Raw genomic sequence first — 24202 nt, forward strand, 5'->3', positions numbered from 1 at the left:
TCATGGCAAAAAAAGAGATTATAGCGATGGTCCTTGCTGGAGGGCAGGGAACAAGGCTAAAGGCACTTACTAAAAACAATGCAAAGCCTGCAGTTCCATTTGGAGGAAAATACAGAATAATAGATTTTGTATTAAGCAACTGTGCAAATTCATCGATAGATACTGTTGGAGTTTTGACGCAATATCAGCCTCTTATACTAAATGCACATATTGGAATTGGAATGACATGGGACCTTGACAGGAAGTTTGGAGGAGTAAGAATACTTCCTCCATATCAGCACGAGGCGGGTGGAAATTGGTATAAGGGAACTGCTGATGCCATTTATCAAAACATGACATATATAGATTATTATAACCCTGAATATCTTTTGGTGCTATCTGGCGACCACATTTACAAGATGGATTACAACGAAATGCTTGACTATCATAGGGAGAAAAATGCAGACGCAACGATTGCGGTAATCGATGTTCCATTAAACGAAGCAAGCCGCTTTGGAATTATGAACGCACATGAGGATGGAAGGATATACGAGTTTGAAGAAAAACCTAAAAAGCCAAAAAGCACATTGGCTTCTATGGGTATTTATATATTTAACTGGAACAGATTAAAACAGTTTTTAAGGGAAGACCAAAAGGACCCAACATCGTCAAATGATTTTGGGAAGAATATTATTCCTAAAATGCTTGATGCAAGGTTAAAGCTTTACGCATACAGGTTTGAAGGTTATTGGAAGGATGTTGGAACTATTGAGAGCTATTGGGAGGCTAATATGGACCTTTTAAAGGAAGACCCAACACTTGATTTATATGAAAGCATAAACAAGATTTACGCTGTCGATTATTCACTTCCGCCTCAATATGTAGGTCCTGAGGCTTCTATTAAAAATTCTATGATTGTCGACGGATGCACAATTTATGGAGAGGTGGAAAATTCCATTATCTCGAGGGGAGTTTATATAGGCAAAGATGCAGTTGTGAAGGATTCAGTGGTTTTACAGGACGCAAGGATTGAAGACGGCGCAGTTATAAATAAATGCGTTATTGGAAATGGTGCAAGGATAAGGGAAAAAGTAGTTGTTGGAGATGGGGAAAATATAATACTTGTCCCAGAGAAAAAAGATGTAAAAGAAAACATGCTAAAGGAATGATGGGGTGATTTTATGCTAAGAGATTATATGGGTGTAATAGTTTTAAACGAGGATGAAAGCAATATTAGAAGCCTTACATTAAACAGGCCGCTTGCTTCTATCCCTATATTTGGCAGGTATAGGGTTATAGACTTTGTTCTATCAAACATGGTTAATGCCGGTTTAACCAACGTAGGCATTTTTGTTGAGACGAATTCGCGCTCTCTTGTTGACCATATAGGAACAGGGAAACCATGGGACCTTAATAGAAAAATAGATGGTCTTTATATATTCAACCACACTCTAAGGGGTATGATTCACGATGATATAAAGGTCTTTAAGAATAACATGGAATATTTTTATAGAAGCAGAAAAGAAAAGGTAATTCTTGCTCGTTCAAGGATGATTATGAATATAAATCTTGAAAAGGTTGCACAGTTCCACGAAGAAAGCGGAGCTGATGTTACAATTGTTTCAAAAAGGGTAAAGAATAGCGACATGTATACAAATTGCGATATACTTAACCTTGATGAAAATGGAAAAGTATTAAGCGTTGGAAGAAATATTGGGCTTGACAACGAAATGAATGTTTCGGCAGAGGTTTTTATAATGAGCAAGGAATTTTTCATCCAGGCAGTTTACAGCTGCATGCAGGAAGGAACATGCTCAAGTGTTATGGAATATGTATATAAAAATGTTCAAAAACATGATATAAGGGCATATGAGTTTGAAGGATATTTAGGCTGCATAAATTCCGTTTCATCATATTATAAAGTATCGATGGACTTTTTAAATTATGAAATAATGAGAGAACTGTGCGGAAGAAACGGAAACATTTATACTAAATCCTATGATTCACCTCCAACAAAATATTTAAATGGAGCTAACGTCTCCAATTCGATAATGGCAAGTGGAAGCATTGTAAAGGGAATGGTAACAAATAGTATAGTTTCAAGAAGAGTAATAATTGAAGAAGGGGCAGAAATAATCGATTCAATTATTTTTTCAAGATGCACGATAGGCAAGAACGTAAAACTAAAGAATGTTATCCTGGATAAGAATGTAATAATAGAGGATGACAAGGTGCTGATTGGTGACAATAAATACCCAATCGTAATTGAAAAGGGAAGTAGAATTGAACTGTGAGGGAGGATTGCTAATGAATATTCTGTTTGCTACATCTGAATCCTATCCATTCCTTAAAACAGGCGGACTTGCTGATGTTGCATATGCGCTGCCAAGGGCCTTAAGACGCCTTGGAATTGATGCAAGGGTTATTATGCCTAAGTATGGGGATATAAAATACGAATACTCGCTCATGATGAAGCACATCGGCCATTTTAATGTTCAACTTGGTTGGAGAAATCAATACTGTGGTGTTGAATATTTAGAATACGATGGTATTCCTTTTTACTTTATCGACAACGAATATTATTTTAAACGTGGTGGGGCATACGGATATTCTGATGATGATGAAAGATTTGTATTTTTTAGCCGCGCTGTAGTGGAAGCGATAAATTATATCGATTTTATTCCTGACGTAATCCACTGCAACGATTGGCACACTGGAGCCGTTCCTCTTTTATTGAAATCAACCTATAGCAACAGTCCTAACCATAAAGATATAAAATCGATATTTACAATTCATAATTTAAGGTATCAGGGAGTATTTGATAAAAAAATACTTTGGGACCTTTTAGGTCTTGATGATTATTATTACACTGATGACAGGCTCAAATATTATGATGGAGTTTCACTGATGAAGGCAGGTATAATTTATTCTGATAAGGTGACAACGGTCAGCAATACCTATGCAGAAGAGATTAAAACGCCTTTTTACGGAGAAGGACTTCAGGGGCTTTTGAGTGCTCATTCATATAAATTATTAGGTATAGTAAATGGAATTGACTATGAAGTTTATAACCCATTGACCGATAAGTATATATACAGGAATTATGATGCAAACAATATAGAAGCCAAGAAGGAAAACAAGATGGCGCTTCAAAGGGAGCTAAACCTTCCTGTTAATCCTGATATCCCGATGATTGGAATGGTTACAAGGCTAACAAAGCAAAAGGGGCTTGATTTAATCGCACAGGTAATGCAGGAAATACTGGAGATGGATGTGCAGTTTGTATTGCTTGGGACAGGAGATTATATTTACGAAGAAGCATTTAAGTATTTTTCAAGGGTATTCCCGTCTAAGATTTCATCAAATATTAGATTCAGCGAAGAACTATCCCGAAGGATATATGCATCTTCCGACCTGTTTTTAATGCCATCGCTTTTTGAACCTTGCGGAATCGGGCAGCTTCTTGCATTAAGATATGGAAGCCTTCCAATCGTTCGTGAGACTGGTGGTCTTAAGGATACGGTAAAGCCATATAATGAATACACAGGCGAGGGCAACGGCTTTTCATTTGCAAATTACAATGCATATGAAATGCTGAATATAATAAGATATGCAGTCACTGTTTATTACAATCAAAAGGACGCATTTGACAATTTAGTAGTAAACGCAATGAAATCAGACAACAGCTGGGATGAATCGGCTAAATTATATATAGAACTATACAACAGTATTGGGGGAACAGTTTAATGCAATTGGATAAGGAAAGGATAAAGTCCGATTTTGAAAGGAAATTAATATCTCTTTTTGCTGAGGATATAAAGGATGCCTCAAGGCTGCATAAATATGTTGCCCTTGGTGAAATAATTAAGGAATATACATTTGAAAACTGGCTAAAATCAAATAAAAAGTATATAAAAGGCGATGTAAAACAAATTTATTACTTTTCAATGGAGTTTTTAATTGGAAGGCTTCTTGAAAATAATTTGATAAATCTTGGAATTAGAGATTTGGTTGCGGAAGCTTTAGATGATTTAGGATTGTCCCTCGAAGAACTCGAAATGGAGGAGAGGGATGCAGGGCTTGGAAACGGAGGACTTGGAAGGCTTGCAGCCTGCTTTTTAGATTCCATGGCCAGCCTTGGCATATCGGGGCACGGAAATGGTATCAGATACAAATACGGTTTGTTTGAACAAAAGATTGTTAATGGATATCAGGTAGAGGTGCCCGACAACTGGTTGAAGGATGGATATGTGTGGGAAGTTAGAAGAGCAGACAGGGCGGTAATAGTTAATTTTGGAGGAAACGTAAGGTTTGATATTGTTGATGGAAGGCTGAAGGCAATCCATGAAAATTACGAATCTGTCCTTGCCGTTCCATATGATGTTCCCGTTGTTGGGTATGGCAACAATGTAGTTAATACCTTAAGGCTCTGGAGCGCTGAGCCCGTTGGAAGCGAGTTTGATTTTTCAAGTTTTTCAATGGGAGATTATGCAAGGGCAATGGAGTATAAATATTCTGTTGAATCGATTACAAGCGTTCTATACCCAGACGACAGGACAGAAAAGGGAAGGATGCTAAGACTTAAGCAGGAATATTTCTTTGTAAGCGCTGGTGTTCAAAGTATAGTCAGAACCTATAAGAAAAAGGGAAAGCCAATTAAACATTTTGCAAAATATTGTGCTATTCATATTAACGACACACATCCTGCGCTTGCTATTCCTGAGCTTATGAGGATATTAATAGATGAGGAAAATTTGACATGGGAAGAGGCATGGGATATAACCGTTAATACCATGGCATATACAAATCATACTATTATGGCAGAAGCCCTTGAAAAGTGGTCAGTCGATATGTTTAAATCCCTTCTTCCAAGGATTTGGACTATAGTTGAGGAAATAAACAGAAGATTTTGCCAGGAGCTTGTTGAAAAATATAAGGATGATTGGAAAAGAATAGATGAGATGCTGATTATTAAGGATGGATTTGTCAAAATGGCTAATCTGGCTATTGTAGGAAGCCATTCTGTAAACGGTGTTGCAAAACTGCATACTAAAATATTAAAGGAACAGGAATTAAAGCTTTTTAATGAGTATTATACAGGAAAGTTTAACAACAAGACAAATGGAATTACCCATAGAAGGTGGCTATTAGATTCCAATCCAAAATTAGCAAGGTTATTAAACGAGACAATTGGGGATGGATGGATTAAAAATCCAAATCAATTGATTGAGTTTAAGAAGTTTGCAAAGGATAAATCTATTCAACAAAAGTTTGAAGCAGTAAAACAATCAAATAAAATTGAACTTTCAAGGTTTATTAAAAACAGATATGGAATAAACGTTGACCCCGATTCTATTTTTGATATTCAAGCTAAAAGACTGCACGGATATAAGAGGCAGCTTTTAAACGCTCTTCATATTTTAGACCTTTACAACAGGCTGAAGGAGAATAGGAATTTGGATATTTATCCAAGGACATTTATATTCAGCGCAAAGGCATTCCCGGGGTATGTCCTGGCAAAGGAAATAATAAAGTTTATAAATACTCTTGCAAACAAGATTAACAATGATGAGGATATTGATGATAAAATAAAGGTTGTTTTTCTAGAAAATTATGGCGTATCTTTAGCGGAAAAGATAATACCCTGCGCAAATGTCAGCGAGCAGATTTCAACAGCTTCAAAGGAAGCATCGGGGACAGGAAATATGAAGTTTATGATGAACGGTGCTATAACCATCGGAACGCTTGATGGTGCAAATGTTGAGATAAAAGAAGCTGTTGGAGATGAAAATATAGTTATTTTTGGAATGACGGCAGATGAAGTCATTGAGCTCTATAAGAATGGCTCTTACAAATCATTGGAGCTTTATTACTCAGATGAAAGAATAAAAAGAGTTATCGACCAGCTGATGAACGGATATTTGGATGTCCCAGGCAGTGAGTTTATGAATATTTACAACCATCTTATAACCAACAACGATGAGTTTTTTGTGCTTAAGGACTTTTACGCCTATGCCGATGCCCAGATGAAGATTGATAATCTATTCAGGGATAAGAGCAAATGGAACGAGATGGCGATTATAAATGTCGCATCATCAGGGATATTCTCGAGCGATAACACGATTAAAAGATACGCTGAGGATATATGGGGAATTGATGTATAATTATTAGCTTTTTAACAATACAAAGACACCCTGAGATTTGGGTTTGATTTACTAAACTCAAGTCTTGGGGTGTTTTTCTATATATTTCTTGTTGAAATTTGTCGAAATAGAAAGTAAAATTAATTACAAACTAATTGGTAAGGTGGGGATAGTATGCTTGTGGAAATGTTTGGTATGAATATATATGCGAATTCATTGCATGACCTTATCAATGAATTGGATGTTTTAAATTATAGGGTGATATTGTCAGCAAATCCTGAAATAGTCCAGTGCATTAACAAAAATAAAATTAAGTTTGATGACGATGTTATGTTTATTCCTGATGGAATTGGAACTGTTTACGCGGTAAGACTTGTTAAAGGGATAAGCATTAAAAAGATAGCTGGAATTGATTTTTTATATGAGATATTAAATATTTCTAAGGATAGGGATTACAAAATATACTTTTTAGGGGCCAGACCCTACGTAGTAGAAAGGGCTGCTAAAAGGGCGGTTGAAGAGTTTGGAGCTAAAATAACGGGTTTTCACCATGGATATTTTAATGATGATGAGCTGGATAAAATTATAGCTGATATCAATAACAGCGGTGCAGACTTTTTGTTTGTTGGGCTTGGATGTCCAAAGCAGGAAAAGTTTATACTTCAAAACAAAGATAGGATAAAGGCAAAATACTTGGTTACAGTTGGAGGAAGTTTTGATGTATTGTCAGGCAGCGCTAAAAGGGCGCCTAAATGGATGATTGACCTTGGATTAGAGTGGCTGTATAGAACTTTTAGACAACCTGTTAGAATATTTAGGCTAAGAAGAATAGCCACTTTTCTTATAAGAACAATTTTGAATCTTTAAAGGGGGATAATGATGGAAAAGTTTTTTATTTGGGCTTTTTATTTATTTCAGATTTATATAATTTTGCTGACATATTACTACAATATAATATCGATTTTTGGTCTTTTTCCTGAAAAAAGTAGAAAGGATAAAAGGCCTCAAAAAAGATTTGCACTTGCAATAGCTGCTCACAACGAAGAAAAGGTAATAGGGCAGATTATAGACAATTTGAATTTATTGGACTATCCAAGGGAGCTTTATGATATTTTTGTCATAAGCGACAATAGCAGCGATAACACAGCGAATATAGCAAAGGAAATGGGAGCCATTGTTTTTGAAAGATTTAACGATAAGGAAAAAGGCAAAGGTTATGCGATAAAGTGGTTTTTGGAAAAGCTGTTTTCAATGGATAAAGAATACGATGCAGTAGCAATATTTGATGCCGACAATCTTGTTTCGGTAAACTTTTTAAAGAAGATGAACAATAATCTAATAAAAGGGCACAAGGTAATTCAGGCATACCTTGACAGCAAGAATCCAGATGATACATGGATTACAATATCTTACGCACTTGCATATTGGACTATGAATCGTATGTTCCAGCTTGCAAGAAAGAAACTTAATCTTTACGCTGCGCTAGGTGGGACAGGCTTTGTGGTATCCACCGATGTTTTAAAGGAAATCGGATGGGACGCCATGAGCTTAACCGAAGATTTGGAGTTTACCATGAAGTGTATTTTAAGAGGAATAAAGCCTGTTTGGGAGCACAACGCAAGGGTATATGATGAAAAACCTTTAACATTTAAGGCATCCTTCAGGCAAAGGGTTAGATGGCTTCAGGGGCACTGGGACTGTGCCTTTAGATATTCCTATCCTTTAATCAAAAAAAGCTTAAAGGATAGAAGCTTTGCAGCGTTTGATGCATTCATATATTTAATTCAGCCAGCCAGAATTCTGGTATACGGATTTGTGCTTATGGCTGCTGTTTTAAAGATATTTTTCCCTGGACTTTATTTTTCAAAGATTATTTTGCCAGCGCAATACTGGTATTTCAGCTTATTCTTTGGATATGGACTGCCAATTATAATTCTTTTAATAGAAAAAATACCATTCAAAAGGATACTTGGACTTTTAGTATATCCATTATTTGGTCTTTCTTGGATACCAATAAGCCTTTTAGGATTGATAAGAAGAAATCAAAAAAATTGGACGCATACAATACACGGCAGAACGGTAAATAATGATGAGTTTAAACAGCTTGTTGAACAATTAGACAAGGGGTGAAGAGGTTGAAGTTATTTAAAAATATATATTTTTATTATGTTCTATTTGCAGCATTGTTTGCTTCAAAAATGATTGGATTTAACGTAATAACCGACATGGGAACTAACTTCAGAACGATTTTGGCAAATGCAGGATTTATAATGATACTGATTGGATTTCCTATGTTTTTTGAAAAGAAAAATCAAATCAGAATATTAGCATTGATTAATATAGTTTTAGACTTCATATTGGCGGTTGACCTTTTCTACTTTGATTATTACAAAAATTTCTTTTCCTTCTTTTCACTAAGACACGCTGGGCAGTTAGGGGAAGTAGCAGATTCGCTTGCATACCTTTTTAAGCCCATATATTTTGTTTTAGCATTAGAAGTAATATTGAATATTATTATTATAATTCTAATTTCAAAGATTGAATTTAAAGAGGAGAATTTCTCGGATAAAGCAGTTAGAATATTTGCCCTTCTGCTTTGTGGAATATTTATGCTTAATTCTACATTTTATCTTGCAAGGAAGAAGGACAAGTGGGTTTTAACTGCAATGTATGATAAGAAGTTTATCGTGCAAAATACCGGAATACTTGGATATCATTATTTTGATTTTAGGAAGTTTTCGAATGAGAACAATTTTATGAAGACCTTAAATGTTGCTCAGGCAAAGGAACTGAATAATTTGCTTCAGGAAAAAAATAATAACAAGCCGGCTTTTTATGGAAAGTATGAGGGCAAAAATTTGATAATAGTCCAAATTGAAGCATTTCAACACTTTCTGATAGACAAAAAGATAAATGGTATCGAGGTAACTCCTAATATAAACAGATTAAAGAATGAAGAGATATATCTTTCAAATTTTTATCACGAGATATCTAATGGTGGAACAAGCGACGCAGAATTTGCTGCAAATACGGGGCTATTGCCACTTCCAAGCGGTGCTGTATATTATTTATACCCATTTAATAAATATGAGTCTATTGCAAACAAGTTAAAGGAAAAGGGATATCTAACTTCAGCTATGCATGGAAATGATGCAGGCTTTTGGAATAGAGCAACTGTGTATAAGACTCTTGGATTTGATAAATTTGAAAGTATAGATAAATTCAATGCCGATGAAATGGTTGGAATAGGGCTTTCTGACCAAAGTTTTTTCAGACAGGCTGTAGAAAAGATGAAAAACTACGAGAAACCATTTTATAGCTTTTTAATATCTATTTCCAGCCACTACCCCTTCAACGATAAAAAGTTTAAAGATTTTGATGTTGGCAATTTAGATGGGACACTTCTTGGAAATTATCTTCAGAGCGCCCACTATACAGACAAGGCCATAGGTGAGTTTGTTGATGAATTAAAGAGAACTGGACTTTGGGATAATTCTGTTGTGATTTTTTATGGAGACCACTATGCTATCCCTTATGGTAATAAGGAACAACTTGAAAAGGCTATAGGCGAGAAAATAAACGACGATATAGACTGGACAAACAATCAGAGGGTGGTGTCTATAATGCACATCCCTGATTTTGAAGTAAAGGGTGAAGTAAGCACTGTATCAGGGCAGGCAGATATTGCACCAACCGTAGCTGATTTGTTTGGATTCTCACTTAGTAAATATGTTGGAGAGGATATATTCAACAAATCCAAGGAATATGTAATCTTCCCTGATGGAAGTTTTATCTATAGGGATAAAATTTATCTTCAATCCCAGAACAAGATGTTCGATATGAATACTAAGTCTGAGTCAAACGATTATGATATAATCAATTATATTAAAAAGCTGTATGATTATTCGGCTATGATTATCAGGAACAATTTGTAATATTACAAAGTATTGATTCTGTAAATTTAATGTAGCCCCATGATATGATTTCAAAACGGTATTTATCAAAAGCCTGTGAAATCACTCATGGGGCTTTTAAAAGTTAACAGATAGCTATTATATTAATATTATGCTTTATTAAAATAGAAAATTATGTTATTATATGTTTTAATATTTTCAATACTACAAGAGGAGCGATTGTATGAAATACAACATTATAGTTACATGTGCATTTGGAATAGAAGGAATACTTGCGGATGAAATTAGAAAATTAGGATACGAGGATTTGAGGGTTGAAAACGGCAAAGTTGAGTTTGAGGGCGATGAAAGGGCGGTAGTAAGGTGCAACCTGTGGCTAAGGTGTGCCGATAGGGTGCTTATCAAGATAAAGGAATTTGAAGCGCTGACCTTTGAAGATTTGTTTCAGGGGACTAAATCTATAAGATGGGGAGACATTCTTCCAAAGGATGCTTTCATTCATGTTGTCGGAAAATCTGTTAAGTCTCAGCTTTTTAGCGTTTCAGACTGCCAGGCTATTGTAAAGAAGGCAATTATAGAGTCTATGAAGAATAAATATAAAATAGAGTGGTTTGAGGAAAATGGGCCTACATATAAAATTGAAATATCGCTATTGAAGGATATAGCTACATTGACGCTGGATACTTCGGGGTTAGGGCTTCACAAAAGGGGTTACAGGGAGCTTGCTGGGGAGGCACCTTTAAAGGAGACTTTGGCATCAGCCCTTATATACATTAGCCGATGGACTCCTGATAGAATACTTGCAGACCCGTTTTGTGGAAGTGGAACAATAATAATTGAAGCAGCGCTTATGGGGAAAAACATTGCACCTGGATTAAACCGAGAGTTTGCTGCAGAAAAGTGGTCTGGTTCAAATGCTGATTTGTGGAGGCGGGAGAGAGAGATTGCAAAGGAGAGCATAAACGATAAGGAGTTTTTGTTATTGGGTTCTGACATCGATGGTAAGGTTTTAAAGGTAGCAAGGGAAAACGCTAAAAAGGCTGGAGTGGAAAATTTAGTAGCCTTTCAAAAACTTTCTATGGACGAATTCAGGTCCAAAAAGAAATATGGTGTAATTATTACAAATCCGCCCTATGGGGAAAGATTGATGGAAAAGAGAGAAGTTGAAAAGCTTTACAAAAAAATGGGTGAAGTTTTTTCAGAACTTGAGACTTGGTCTTTTTTCATATTAACTGCTCACCCGGAATTTCAAAGGCATTTTGGCAAAAGGGCTGATAGGAATAGAAAATTATATAATGGCAAACTTCTTTGCTATTATTATCAATATTTTGGGCCGCTACCTCCAAAAAGATAAAGGAGTGGAAGCCACTCCTTTAGAATGTTCCAAGGTCTGATTTAACCTGTTGAATGTCGGCTGTGTCAGCAGGTCTAGCTGGCTTATAATAACCCTTTTGTTCAGCAAGTTTGTATAAATCCCATTGGAATTGTTCGTCGCTGTTTCTAATTTGTTGGAGGGTGCTTCTTAATTGGGCGTTTGTGCATTGCGCTATAGCATTCGAATATGAAGTTAAGCTGCTGTTTATCATGCTAAGTGCGTCGTTAACAAGTGCTTTTTCGTTTAACATTTCGACTCCTCCTTATTGTAAGAATGAAGTAAGCTTTTGCTTAGTATTTCTTGCACTCTGAGCTGCTTGAGTGAATACCTGCTTAACCTGTGGGTCGGTTGCCATTTGAGCGTATGAGTCAAACTTTTGTGCAGCTGTATCGTGGTGTCCTATAAGATGCCTTAAATTCTGAAGTTCAATCTGATTAAGTTGTGCCATATAAATTCTCCTTTCTTTGTCGAAATTTATCGATTACGATATTATTTTTAGCTTTTGATGAGTATTTAATACAGTTATATAATGCAAGCAGTAGTATCTTATACATTAGGCAGAAGATAGTGAAAATATAGTATAATTTAGTTAAAACGTTAAAAATTTTTCAGGGAGGAATTTGATATGAAGGCGTTAGTAACCTATGATTATGGTAAAGATAAGATGGACAAGATTAGAGAACTTGGTTATGAAGTGTTAATTAAAGATGAGAAGGACCTTTTTTATACTGAAGATTTAAAGGATGTTGACGTATTGGTCTGCTATAATCCATTTGAAACTCTTGATATTAAGATGATGGAAGGTCTTAAATGGATACAGCTCTCAAGCATTGGAATAGACCAGGCGCCTCTTGATTATATTAATGATAAGGGAATAATTTTAACAAATAACAAAGGTGGTTATAGTATTCCGATTGGAGAATGGATTGTAATGAATATACTTCAGCTTTCAAGAAATAGCTATGGATTTTTTAAAAGGCAGCAGGAGAAAAAGTGGAAGGTTGACACATCTTTGATAGAAATATATGGTAAAACAATTGGATTTGTTGGGACAGGCAGCATTGCAACTGAAGCAGCCAAAAGGCTTAGAGCGTTTGGAGTTAAAATTTTGGGGTTAAATACAGTTGGAAGAGATGTTGAAGGATTTGATAAATGCTATAGTTCAGATGAAATAGATTTGATGCTAAAGGAATGTGATTTTGTAGTTATTACCATGCCTGCAACTGATAAAACATATCGCTTAATTAACAAGGATAGGTTTAGTGCAATGAAGGACGGAGTATATTTTATAAACATAGCAAGGGGAAATATTGTTGATGAAGTTGAACTGATTAATAATTTAAAAAGCGGTAAGATAAAAGGAGCCGCCCTGGATGTTTTTGAAAAAGAACCACTCGAAGAAAACAGCCCATTATGGGACATGGATAATGTATATATAACACCTCACAATTCATGGATATCAGAAATGAGAAACGAAAGAAGATTTAATTTAATTTATGAAAATTTAAAGAGGTATGTCGAAAAAAAGCAGTTACTTAATATAGTTGATTTAAACAAGGGATATTGATTTCCAAAAAAATTCGCTATTCTATGTAAAATAAGCGAAAAAGCAAAGAAACATATTGATTTTTCAAGTATTTATTTAATTGATGTTTTTAAATTTTTTAAATATTGTTGAAATTGATATATTTTAATGATAAAATATTAAAAAAGCTAATTTATAGGGGGGTAATACAATGGAAAAAGGACAATCAGAAATTAGACAGCCAAAGGTTTGGGAAGCCTTGATACCTGTAATTTTCCTAGTTGCAATTTTATCATTTTCTATCATCAAGTATGAAGCAAGTCCACACATCCCGCTTATTATCGCATCAATTGTAGCAGCTTTAATGGCTCTTAGAGTTGGTTTAAAATGGGGAGATATTGAAAAGGGAATAATTGATACAATTAGTATGTCAATGCAGGCTATTATTATTCTAATGATAATAGGAACTGTTATTGGGGCATGGATTTTATCAGGAACAGTTCCAGCGATGATTTACTATGGTTTGAAGATTTTATCGCCAGGGATTTTCCTTGTAGCAACATTGATTATTTCAAGTATAGTATCACTTGCTACAGGTAGTTCATGGACAACTGCAGGAACAGTTGGTATTGCACTTATTGGTGTTGGACAAGGTCTTGGAATTCCACTACCAATGGTAGCAGGTGCAGTTGTTTCAGGTGCATATTTTGGAGATAAGATGTCACCTCTTTCTGATACAACTAACCTTGCACCAGCAATGGCGGGAGCTACACTATTTGACCACGTAAGACACATGATATTCACAACTGGTCCAAGCTATTTGATTGCAATGGTAGTTTACGCTATTCTTGGGTCAAGATTTGCAGGAAGAGAGCTTGACGTTGCACAGATAAATAAGATTCTTGAAGCCCTTGGCCAACAATTTAACATTAGCATTTGGCTTTTAATTCCACCAATCGTGGTTATTATAATGGTTGTTAAGAAGGTTCCAGCAATTCCAGGGTTGTTATCTGGAACTGTTTTAGGTGCAATATTCGCACTTATTTTCCAAGGAAAAGGATTTGGGGATATATTGTCAGTATTAAACGATGGATATGTTTCAGAAACAGGATTCCAAATAGTTGACGACCTCTTAACAAGAGGTGGAATGCAGAGCATGATGTATACTGTTTCGCTTATACTTTGTGCTATGACATTTGGTGGTATAATGGAAAAGGCAGGTTTCCTTGAAAAATTGGCTCAGATGCTTCTTAGCGCATCCGACAGCGTTGGAGCACTTGTATCAGCAACTATTTTCTCAAGTATATTTACAAATATAGTTGCTGGAGACCAATATCTTTCAATTGTTATCCCAGGAAGAATGTTCAAGAGTGCATTTGAAAAGAAGGGCCTTGCTCCAAAGAACCTTTCAAGATGTCTTGAAGATGCAGGAACATTAACCTCACCACTGATTCCATGGAACACCTGCGGTGCGTTTATGATGGGAGCATTAGGCGTTCACCCATTTGCATACCTGCCATTTGCAGTATTAAACTACGTAAATCCACTTGTTTCAATGTTCTACGGCTTCACAGGAATTACAATGGAAAAAATAAAGCCTGAACAAGCAAATACAGTTAAAGCATAATCATTGGTGACATTCACTTGATTTCTTGATTTCTTGAATTGTTTGGCAATTAGGACAACCCCCATGAAATCTTCATGGGGGTTAGTGACATTCACTTGATTTCTTGAGTTCTTGATTTGTTTGACAATTAGGACAAAGCCAATGAACACTTAATTTTCTTTTTTAATCTCAATCTTAAGCCACAAGTCTCAAGTCAAAATGCAAAATTCAAAATTCAAAAGTCTCAAGTCACAAGTCCATTAAGTGCTACTTATCAGTTACCTTTACTTTTCGTTTATAAATCTTCAACTTTGTGCAGCAAGGGACAAAAAAGGGTCACACTAAAAGTAAGAAAGGCCTGCATCTGCAAGCCTTAATCGAAAACTGTTACAAATCTTATTGAATATAGGTCGCACATTACTTTATGGTTTGTGCTTGACTCTCTTAAGACAACATAACTAATACCAACTTCAAGCAAAGTTCCTTCCTTATCAATCCACATCTGTGTTCCAATTAAAAATTCTATTTTAACTCTTTTTCCAACCTGCGTTCTAAGCCATGCCTGCGTATAAGCGATATCCTTGAGCGTTGGTTCCATTTGTGAATCTTCTGCTGGGACAGCATCAAAAGGCTGTTGTCTATAATATTCAAACGGACAATTAAAGTATGGGTTGTAGATTGGAGGATTTAAATAGTTCATTTCCTTAAATTCATTTGATTGTGTTTCTTTTTTAGACATAATAGACCCCCTTAAAATTAATTATTATATTAAGTTTGAGCATACAATTCAGTAGGATTATAAAAACAATGTTGAGCAATTCTTGTGACATATCTTCCAGTCTTTGTTATAGGAAAGAAATATGCACAATTAGGTTTGAATGGATTATAATACCATAGTGCAAAACCCACTCCAGGGAGTTTTTGACCAGATAAGGCCCAATCTGCTATCCAATAATGATAATCAGTTGGAGGTTTGGCCCAAATGTTTTGGTAATTAATTTGTCCATAGACCTTGGTCATGCAGCAGGTAAATTGGCGGGGCTGCATAATAATCTTTCTTAAATCTCCTTGGCCAACTCTTCTATATTCACCATAGGTGACATTCACTCGATTCATAACCACAGATGCTACAGCCTTCATACCCATTTCGCCTTCTCCTTCAGCTTCACATCTAATTAATCGTGCTAACAACTCCCTTGATGAAAACGACATCCATAGCACCACCAAAATAATAATTCACTACTAATATATTCAAAATATATATTTTTGTTACTAAATTATATGCTTTACTGGGACAGTTCATTAAAGTTTTAAATTTTGGACAAGCAAATTCAAGGGGACAGTTCATTTGTATTTAAACTTTGAACAAGATAATATTTATTTTTATTAATGCGAAATTTAGGGGACAGTTCATTAACAAGTAAACAATTGACTTGAAGTTATAGATAAAAAATATTATCAGAAAATAAATATCGTCTTTGATTAATATAAAATATCTGATAAAATTTTAATATGGTAAAAATTATTTCTAATTACGCTTAAAAGGGGAGAATATTATGCGAATATACACGTGGAATGTAAATGGCTTAAGAGCTATTGCAAAGAAGGGATTTTTTGATTTTTTGAGTAGCGAGAATCCAGATATTCTATGCATTCAAGAAACAAAGCTTCAAGAGGACCAACTAGATGATGAAATAAAAAATTTAGATGGATATTATACATATTTTAGCTACGCTGAGAAAAAGGGTTATAGTGGAGTGGCAATTTTTTCGAAAACTGAACCTAATCAGATTGCATATGGAATTGGAATTGATGAATTCGATAGAGAAGGGAGAATACTCATCGCTGAATATGATGATTTTACATTGTTCAATATTTATTTTCCTAATGGTAAGATGAGTGATGAAAGGCTTGATTATAAACTTAGGTTTTACGATGCCCTTATGGACTATAGTAAAAAATTATTAGACCAAGGCAAGAAATTGATAATCTGTGGTGATTACAATACAGCTCATAACGAAATTGACCTAAAAAATCCTAAGTCAAACGAGAAAAGCTCGGGGTTTTTACCGATTGAAAGAGAATATATGGATAAATTCTTGCATAAAGGTTTTGTCGATGCCTATAGATATCTTTATCCAGAAAAAATTGAATATACGTGGTGGAGCTACATGTTTAACGCAAGGCAGAAAAACGTTGGCTGGAGAATTGATTACCATTTTGTTTCAGATAATTTAATTGAGAGGGTTGCTGATGTAAAAATTTTAACTGATGTTTTAGGTTCCGACCACTGCCCTGTGATGCTAAAGTTAAAATAATATGGGGACAGTTCATTTCAAATATTACTTTTGTGGTAATCACTAAAAGTTAATATTTTAAATGAACTGTCCCTAAATTTTTATTATTAAGAAGTAAAATTGTAATAAATTGAATGAACTGTCCCCAGAGACGGTGAATAATTTTTATATTTTTGTCAATAATAAATAGGTGTAAGTTTTTTTAAAAAGCAGGTGATTAAATGATAGTTGGAATACCAAAGGGGCTTTTGTATTACAAGTATAAGCCGTTTTTTCACACATTTTTTGAGGAGCTGGGGGCAGAGGTATTAGTATCTCCGGATACAAATAAAGAAGTCCTTGATATGGGGGTTAAACTTTGTGTTGATGAGGCTTGTTTACCTGTAAAGATTTTCCATGGACATGTAGCTAAAATAAAAGATAAATGCGATTTAATTGTTGTGCCAAGGATTATGCAGATTAAAGAAAGAGAATTTATCTGCCCAAAATTCTGTGGAATTCCTGAAATGGTATATCACAATATAGAAGGACTCCCTAGAATTACAAAATCTCCAATTTACCTATATTCAATCGATAAGTTTTATAATTGGGCTTACGATACTGGTAGGATGATTACAAAAAATATCAATAAAATAAATGTAGCGTTTGAAAGGGCTATTGAAGCTCAAAATCACTATGATGAAGGCATCGATGATAATGACTTTGAATTAAAAGTTGCATTGGTTGGTCATCAATATAATATTTATGATGATTTTATTAATATGAATTTAATTAAAAAGTTACATGGATTTGGTGTTGGAGTTATTACCCAGGAAAAGATAGATGATGAGGTTAAGAATAATGAAGTTAAAAAGCTTTTTAAACGTCCGTTCTGGACATTTGCAAGGGAGCATTATGGATTTGTTTCTTGTGCTATTGATAACAATTTAATTGACGGAATAATATATCTTTCATCTTTTGCATGTGGTTTGGATTCAGTAATAATTGAGTTAATTAAGAATAAAATAGATGAGTTTCCATTTTTACTTCTTAAAATAGATGAACATACTGGGGAAGCAGGGTTTGATACACGCATCGAGGCATTTGTAGATATGCTTCAGAGGAAGAAAAGGAAAAGAGGTGAAATGGCTTGAAAATAACCTTTCCGCACATGGGCAATGTATATATTGCTGCAAAGTTTTTGCTTGATGGACTTGGGATAGATTATGTAATTCCACCGCTAAATAATAAAGAAGCTCTTGAAATTGGAACTCTTTATTCACCAGAGGAGATTTGCCTACCATTTAAAATTATGCTTGGGAATTATATTCAAAGCATCAGACAAGGCGCTGATACAGTTATATTAACTGGAAGTTGTGGGCCATGCCGTTTTGGAGAATATGGTGAACTTCAAATGAAATTATTGAATAAGATTGGGCATAACCTTGATTTTATTGTTTTTGATATGCCTTCCGATATTGGATTTGATGAACTAAAAAGGAGAATAAAAAAGATTACTGATGCTAGTCCAAAGAAAAAGCATGAAAAATATATGGCCCTTATGAATGCATATAAAATAATTACGCTTATCGATGATTTAGAGGCGAAGGCGCATAAATTGGCAGGATACGAGATAAATAAAGGGGATTGCAAAAAAATATTGAACGAATGCAAAAAGGAGCTTTTAAGGACTAACAACCCTAAAAGAGCAATTGAAATTTTAAAGGAATATCATATTAAGATGGATAATGTCCAAATTGAGAAGAATAGAAATCCATTAAAAGTTGCTATCATTGGTGAAATTTATACCATTATTGAACCCTTTTCTAATTTATACATCGAGGATAAACTGATGGAATTGGGAGTCCACTCAAAGAGAACTTTAAGTCCAAGTTGGTGGTTTTATAATACAGTCATTTTGAGCCCATTTGGTTTAACTGCAAAAAAGATAAGAAAATCTGCTAAGGATTATCTTCCGTATGGCGTTGGTGGGCATGGTCAGGAGTGTATAGGAGAGTCTATACTTGCCCATGAGGAGGGTTTTGATGGGGCAATACAAATCTTCCCATTAGGCTGCATGCCAGAGATTGTGTCAAAGTCAATTTTGCCTTCGGTATCGAGGGATAAGAATTTTCCTATTTTAAGTCTTGTAGTTGATGAGATGACCGGTGAAGCTGGATATCAGACAAGGCTTGAGGCATTTATAGACCTTTTAGAAAGGAGAAGGAATCATGTATTGTCTAGGAGTTGATGTTGGCTCTGTTAGCACTGATATCGTGGTTATTGATGAAAATAATAATGTGATCGAGAGCCTTTATTTAAGGACAAAGGGCAGACCGATTAAGGCTATACTTGAAGGTTTTAAGATTATAAAAGAAAAAGTTGAAAGCAAAGATATTTATGCTGCTGGAACAACTGGAAGCGGAAGAAATATTGCAGCTTTTTTAATTGGTGGAGATGTAGTGAAAAATGAAATAACAGCTCATGCTGTTGCTGCTTTAAGTATCGATAAAGATGTTAGGACAATTATTGAAATAGGAGGGCAGGACTCGAAAATAATTACCCTCAACGATGGGATAATAACTGATTTTGCTATGAACACTGTTTGTGCTGCAGGGACAGGTTCATTTCTTGATAGACAGGCAGAGAGGTTGGAGATTGCAATAGAGGAGTTTGGGGATTATGCCTTAAGGTCGGAAAATCCAGTAAGGATAGCCGGAAGATGTGCTGTCTTTGCTGAATCAGATATGATTCATAAGCAGCAGCTTGGATTCTCAGTTGAGGACATAGTTGGAGGCCTTTGTGAGGCTCTTGTTAGAAATTATTTAAACAATGTTGGAAAAGGTAAAGAAATTAAAGAAAAGGTATTTTTCCAGGGTGGTGTTGCTGCTAATAAGGGTATGAAAAGAGCTTTTGAGAAGGCTTTGAATATTGAGGTAGTTGTTCCGGAGCATTACAATATGATGGGAGCAATTGGTGCTGCAATACTTGCAAGAGAGACCGTTGAAAAGGCTGGCAGAACATATTTTAAGGGGTTTGAAATTGCCGAAGAAAATTATGTTACCGCTAGTTTTGAATGTAACGGATGTCCTAATATGTGTGAAGTTGCAGTTTTAAAGTGCGATAACAGGATTATAGGGTATTTTGGGGATAGATGTGGGAAATATAGTAATAAAATGGCCGTTTAATTATGTTTAAAATTTTTGAGAACGTAAAATACTAAAAATGGAGGTGATATAATGAGTTTGATACCATTTAATCCATTTAATGATTTGGAAAGATTGAGAAGAGATGTAGATGATGTTTTCAAAAGTATAGAATTTTATGAAAGACCGAGGGTTGATGTTTTTGAAACGGAAAATGAAGTTAAAGTTGTAGCAGATATACCAGGAATAAGTAAAGAAGATTTGGACATAACTGTATATGACGACGAGGTAAGAATCAGTGGTGAAATTAGAAGGACGGCAGAGTATAATGAAGAATCCATTAGAAGAAGTGAAAGGTATCACGGTAAATTTTCAAGAGTTATATCCCTTCCATCTGAAGTAAAATCAGAAGAAGCAAAGGCGGATTACAAAGACGGTGTTTTGACATTGACAATACCTAAGCTTCATAATAAAGCAACAAAGGGAAAGAGAATAAGATTATCATAAAATTAGGATTGCAATTTGCAATCCTAATTTTTTTTAACTCTAATTTTCAAAAAATTAATAAATTATACATTGAAATTTGCATATTATAATATTATTATATTTATATGTGTTTTATGCAAAGTATTTAGAACAATGTTTTATAAAATTCGACATAGTTTGAATCATAATTTTAAATAATATAAATATATTCGATTTTAATAATTTAAAGGGGATGATGCAATGTCAACTATTACAGAGTTTTTTGGTGTTAATGTTTTTAATGACATCGTTATGAGGGAGAGACTTCCTAAATCCATCTATAGTAAGCTGAGAAAAACGATAGATGAAGGTCTGCCACTTGAAGCAGAGGTTGCTGAGGTTGTGGCAAACGCGATGAAGGATTGGGCTATCGAAAAGGGTGCAACTCATTTCACACACTGGTTTCAGCCGATGAATGGTCGAACAGCCATGAAATTGGAATCATTCATATCTCCTAATAAAGAAGGCAATGCAATCACTGAATTTTCGGGAAAAGAGCTTATCAAAGGCGAACCTGACGCATCAAGTTTTCCAAATGGTGGTATAAGAGCAACGTTTGAAGCAAGAGGATATACTGTATGGGACTGCACATCTTATGCTTTTGTTGTTAAGGATGAAGGTGGAGCGACCTTATATATTCCGACTGCTTTTTGTGCATATACAGGAGAGGCGCTTGACAAGAAGACACCTCTTTTAAGGTCTATGGAGGCAGTTTCTAAGCAGGCAGTAAGGGTGCTTAAATTGTTAGGAAATACGAGTGTTCTTAGAGTTGTTCCTATGGTTGGAGCCGAGCAGGAGTATTTTTTGATAGATAAAGAAATATATAAGAAACGCAAGGATTTAGTTTATGCTGGTAGAACTTTGTTTGGTGCAAAGCCGCCTAAAGGGCAGGAACTCGAGGACCATTATTTTGGAAGTATAAATGAAAAGGTAGCAGCTTTCATGAAGGAGATTGACGAGGAGCTCTGGAAGGTTGGGGTTTCGGCAAGAACTAAGCATAAGGAAGTTGCTCCAAATCAATATGAGATTGCACCAATATTCACGAATGCAAATGTTGCAGCTGACCAAAATCAGATAATTATGGAGACACTTTTGAAGGTTGCTAATAGGCATGGGCTTGTTTGTCTTTTACACGAAAAGCCATTTAAAGGTGTGAATGGTTCAGGAAAGCATGTTAATTATTCGCTTGTAACAAATGAAGGAATTAATCTGCTAGACCCAGGAAAGACTCCTCATGATAATCTTCAATTTTTGTTGTTTTTAGCAGCATTTATTAAAGGGGTTGACGAGTATCAAGAGCTTTTAAGAATTTCTGCTTCAAGCACGGGAAATGACCATCGACTTGGAGCAAGTGAGGCACCGCCGGCTATTATATCGATGTTTTTAGGGGAGCAATTGACTGATATATGGGAGCAGATAGAAAAGGGTGAAATAATAGGCTCAAAGGGTAGAGAAAAGCTTGAAACGGGAGTTTTGACATTGCCTGTTCTGAAAAAGGATACGACTGATAGAAATAGAACTTCGCCTTTTGCGTTTACGGGGAATAAATTTGAATTTAGAATGGTTCCTTCTTCGGCGTCCATATCCGATGCTGTTACTGCGCTTAATACTATAATTGCTGAAGAACTTTGCAAATTTGCAGACAGGTTGGAGAGGGTAGACAATAGCGAAATTGTTAAGGAAGTAAAAAATATATTAATGGAAGTTGCAATAAACAATAAAAGAATTATATTCAATGGTGATGGGTATTCGGAAGAATGGGTAAGAGAAGCAGAAAGAAGAGGATTGCTTAATTTAAAATCTACTGTCGATGCTGCAAAATATTATGTTAGCGACAAGATAATAGAGCTTTTTGAAAAGCATAGGGTTTTGAATAGCACTGAGATTCATTCAAGATATGAAGTTCTGCTTGAGACCTATATTAAACAGGTGCTGATTGAAGCTAAAACTATGGTTGACATTGTTACAAAGGATATTTATCCTGTGGTAATAAAGTATGCTGAAAATATAGCAAAATCATATAATGCAATAAATGAAACTGGATTGGGAATTGGATTGGATGTTATAAAGAATAAATTCATTGAGGTAGCAAAGCAGATTGAATCTGTTGATGAAAATAGTGCTAAGCTTGCTGAACTAATAGAGAAGGCGGATAAATTTGAGGATGATTCATATTGTAAGGCAAGGTTTGTAAGGGACGAAGTTTTTGTTCAGATGGAGAATTTAAGGGATGCCGTTGATAACCTGGAAACATTGGTGGAGGAGAAGCTGTGGCCGATGCCAGGGTATGGGAAGATAATGTTTGAGTAAAGATTTAATATATGGGTGAGGATTAACCTCACCTTGATTTGTATTTTGGGCAATTTGTTTTGAACTTTAGCATGTGATGATTTTACTTGTAGAATCTTAAAGTTATTTTTATACTTGCGGGTGAAGGGATTAAATGGAAAATATTAAATATAAAGAAAGTGCCATTGTAAGATGGCACTTTTTATAATTTAGTAGTAGATGTTGAAGGTTTATATAGCTCCCATATACTCCTTTTAATTTCTCTTAGTGTTTCTCTTTTTCCGTCCCAGCTATTAAGCTTATTTTTTAATTCATTTAGCATTTTATCAGATTGCTCCTGGGTAATTTTCCCGTTCTTTACTAGGAAGTTGAGCTTATCCTGGAAATGCTTTGTGACCAAATCTTTCTTTTCAGCAAGAGTTAAATTGTCAAAATTAACGTCAAATTTTCCGCCGAGCCTTTCTTTAAACATCATAGGTGTTTTTCCATCCCAAGCATTAAGCTTTTCCTGGAATTCCTTTAAAATTTTATCAGCCTGCTCTTGGGTTAATCTACCGTTTTTAACAGCGAGGTTAATTTTTTCTTCAAAGTGTTTCTTGATTAATTCCTTCTTCTGCTCCAAAGTTAAATTATTGAATTTTTCACCAAACGGATTAGCAACATCGCATCTTGTCTTGAATTTAAAGAACATCTTTCCATCTTTGTTTTTGAACTCTTTTGCTACAAAAGTTTTAGTCTTGAATAGAAGATTTTTGTTAGACGACGCTGATTTAGCGCTTGCAACTGAGCCTAAAGATGTTACAATTAATAGTGCCGATACCATGTAAGCAATTTTTCTTTTCATGATATACCCCCTTTCACTATTTTCCAATTTTATATTACTCCTTTTTTGTGACAATTATGTGACAAAAATATTAAGAATATTTAACATGTGGAGGTTGAATATGCAAGAAATAAAAAGAATAATAAACAGCAACTGTAAAAAATGCAATGAATATAAAACTGGCAATTGCAGCGCTGATGATTTACAGTGTATGTGCCGTTTTTGCCCTAGAAACCTTAGTATTTGCCAGACGACCCGCTGGTGCAAAGAAACCGAATCCCCTATCATTTAGGGGTTTTTTTCATATGGGGACAGTCATATGGGGACGGTTCATTTGTTTTATTAATCTAGACATGCTACTTTGTTTTCATAGGGACAGTTCATTTGTTTTATTTCTCAGGACATGCTTTAACAGAATATATGGGAGATTTTTGTGGGATTTCCATGGGGACGGTTCATTAACTATGTTACTCTAGACAAGCATAAGAAATAATGGGGGACAGTTCATCTCTTTTGTAAATTTAGACAAGCTGCGATGAAAAGCAAACGAATTTCTCATGGGAATTTTTTTATGGGGACAGTTCATTTAAAAAATTAGTTT

General features: G+C 35.1%; 21 protein-coding genes. 16 read left to right on the forward strand and 5 right to left on the reverse strand.

All coding sequences use genetic code 11. The features are described 5' to 3' along the window. The first annotated feature begins 2 nt into the window (after positions 1-2). From ABG79_RS03500 to ABG79_RS03535, 8 genes are all read left to right on the forward strand, one after another. Positions 3-1148 carry a glucose-1-phosphate adenylyltransferase gene (locus ABG79_RS03500; RefSeq protein ID WP_057977184.1) on the forward strand — a complete coding sequence of 382 codons (1146 nt, stop codon included), beginning with the start codon at positions 3-5 and terminating at the stop codon, positions 1146-1148. Between the two features lie 12 nt (positions 1149-1160). Further along, the gene (glgD, locus tag ABG79_RS03505; protein WP_057977186.1) at positions 1161-2273 is read left to right on the forward strand and encodes a glucose-1-phosphate adenylyltransferase subunit GlgD; all 1113 of its coding nucleotides are present in this window, start codon (positions 1161-1163) and stop codon (positions 2271-2273) included. 13 nt (positions 2274-2286) lie between these two features. Continuing rightward, the gene (gene glgA, locus ABG79_RS03510; protein ID WP_057977188.1) at positions 2287-3726 is read left to right on the forward strand and encodes a glycogen synthase GlgA; all 1440 of its coding nucleotides are present in this window, start codon (positions 2287-2289) and stop codon (positions 3724-3726) included. Further along, positions 3726-6143 carry a glycogen/starch/alpha-glucan phosphorylase gene (locus ABG79_RS03515; protein WP_057977190.1) on the forward strand — a complete coding sequence of 806 codons (2418 nt, stop codon included), beginning with the start codon at positions 3726-3728 and terminating at the stop codon, positions 6141-6143. Before glgA ends, ABG79_RS03515 begins: the two co-directional genes overlap by 1 nt. 153 nt (positions 6144-6296) lie before the next feature. After that, positions 6297-6989: a WecB/TagA/CpsF family glycosyltransferase gene (locus ABG79_RS03520; protein ID WP_057977192.1), complete on the forward strand. Its 693-nt coding sequence runs from the start codon at positions 6297-6299 to the stop codon at positions 6987-6989. 12 nt (positions 6990-7001) lie between these two features. Next, the gene (locus ABG79_RS03525; protein WP_057977194.1) at positions 7002-8252 is read left to right on the forward strand and encodes a glycosyltransferase family 2 protein; all 1251 of its coding nucleotides are present in this window, start codon (positions 7002-7004) and stop codon (positions 8250-8252) included. Positions 8253-8257: 5 nt separating this feature from the next. Then, positions 8258-10057, forward strand: coding sequence for an LTA synthase family protein (locus ABG79_RS03530; protein ID WP_057977196.1), 1800 nt, complete (start codon positions 8258-8260; stop codon positions 10055-10057). Between the two features lie 202 nt (positions 10058-10259). After that, on the forward strand, positions 10260-11390 hold the full coding sequence (locus ABG79_RS03535) for a THUMP domain-containing class I SAM-dependent RNA methyltransferase (RefSeq protein ID WP_057977199.1): 1131 nt from the start codon (positions 10260-10262) through the stop codon (positions 11388-11390). A 19-nt stretch (positions 11391-11409) separates the two neighbouring features. On the opposite strand, the gene ABG79_RS03540 is transcribed toward ABG79_RS03535, so the two are convergent. Beyond that, the gene (locus ABG79_RS03540; protein ID WP_057977201.1) at positions 11410-11661 is read right to left on the reverse strand and encodes a spore coat protein; all 252 of its coding nucleotides are present in this window, start codon (positions 11659-11661) and stop codon (positions 11410-11412) included. A 12-nt stretch (positions 11662-11673) separates the two neighbouring features. Next, entirely contained in the window at positions 11674-11859 is a 186-nt protein-coding gene (locus ABG79_RS03545) for a hypothetical protein (RefSeq protein WP_057977203.1), read from the reverse strand. Between the two features lie 177 nt (positions 11860-12036). Between ABG79_RS03545 and ABG79_RS03550 the strand changes: the two genes are divergently transcribed. After that, positions 12037-12978, forward strand: a complete 942-nt coding sequence (locus ABG79_RS03550) for a phosphoglycerate dehydrogenase (protein ID WP_057977205.1) — start codon at positions 12037-12039, stop codon at positions 12976-12978. A 169-nt stretch (positions 12979-13147) separates the two neighbouring features. Beyond that, positions 13148-14563 carry a Na+/H+ antiporter NhaC gene (gene nhaC, locus ABG79_RS03555; RefSeq protein ID WP_200956790.1) on the forward strand — a complete coding sequence of 472 codons (1416 nt, stop codon included), beginning with the start codon at positions 13148-13150 and terminating at the stop codon, positions 14561-14563. Positions 14564-14915: 352 nt separating this feature from the next. Here nhaC and ABG79_RS03560 read toward each other — a convergent pair whose 3' ends face one another. Then, positions 14916-15281, reverse strand: coding sequence for a hypothetical protein (locus tag ABG79_RS03560; protein ID WP_057977207.1), 366 nt, complete (start codon positions 15279-15281; stop codon positions 14916-14918). Between the two features lie 29 nt (positions 15282-15310). Continuing rightward, on the reverse strand, positions 15311-15754 hold the full coding sequence (locus ABG79_RS03565) for a cell wall hydrolase (RefSeq protein WP_057977209.1): 444 nt from the start codon (positions 15752-15754) through the stop codon (positions 15311-15313). A gap of 344 nt (positions 15755-16098) precedes the next feature. On the opposite strand from ABG79_RS03565, the gene ABG79_RS03570 reads away from it, so the two are divergent. The 6 genes from ABG79_RS03570 to ABG79_RS03595 all read left to right on the forward strand — a co-directional run bounded on the left by ABG79_RS03570 (position 16099) and on the right by ABG79_RS03595 (position 22799). After that, positions 16099-16860: an exodeoxyribonuclease III gene (locus ABG79_RS03570; RefSeq protein WP_057977210.1), complete on the forward strand. Its 762-nt coding sequence runs from the start codon at positions 16099-16101 to the stop codon at positions 16858-16860. Positions 16861-17060: 200 nt separating this feature from the next. Beyond that, positions 17061-17972 (forward strand): acyl-CoA dehydratase activase-related protein, encoded by a 912-nt coding sequence (locus tag ABG79_RS03575; protein WP_057977212.1) that lies wholly within the window; start codon positions 17061-17063, stop codon positions 17970-17972. Continuing rightward, the gene (locus ABG79_RS03580) at positions 17969-19069 is read left to right on the forward strand and encodes a hypothetical protein (protein ID WP_057977214.1); all 1101 of its coding nucleotides are present in this window, start codon (positions 17969-17971) and stop codon (positions 19067-19069) included. Before ABG79_RS03575 ends, ABG79_RS03580 begins: the two co-directional genes overlap by 4 nt. Beyond that, the gene (locus ABG79_RS03585; RefSeq protein ID WP_057977217.1) at positions 19050-20006 is read left to right on the forward strand and encodes an acyl-CoA dehydratase activase; all 957 of its coding nucleotides are present in this window, start codon (positions 19050-19052) and stop codon (positions 20004-20006) included. The genes ABG79_RS03580 and ABG79_RS03585 overlap by 20 nt, the downstream gene beginning before the upstream one ends. 51 nt (positions 20007-20057) lie before the next feature. Further along, entirely contained in the window at positions 20058-20471 is a 414-nt protein-coding gene (locus ABG79_RS03590) for an Hsp20/alpha crystallin family protein (protein ID WP_057977223.1), read from the forward strand. Positions 20472-20690: 219 nt separating this feature from the next. Continuing rightward, entirely contained in the window at positions 20691-22799 is a 2109-nt protein-coding gene (locus ABG79_RS03595) for a glutamine synthetase III family protein (protein WP_057977226.1), read from the forward strand. 181 nt (positions 22800-22980) lie between these two features. Here ABG79_RS03595 and ABG79_RS03600 read toward each other — a convergent pair whose 3' ends face one another. Then, complete coding sequence (locus ABG79_RS03600; protein ID WP_057977228.1) at positions 22981-23622, reverse strand: hypothetical protein; 642 nt, start codon at positions 23620-23622, stop codon at positions 22981-22983. Between the last annotated feature and the right edge of the window lie 580 nt (positions 23623-24202).

Source organism: Caloramator mitchellensis (assembly GCF_001440545.1).
Taxonomy (GTDB): Bacteria; Bacillota; Clostridia; order Clostridiales; family Caloramatoraceae; genus Caloramator; species Caloramator mitchellensis.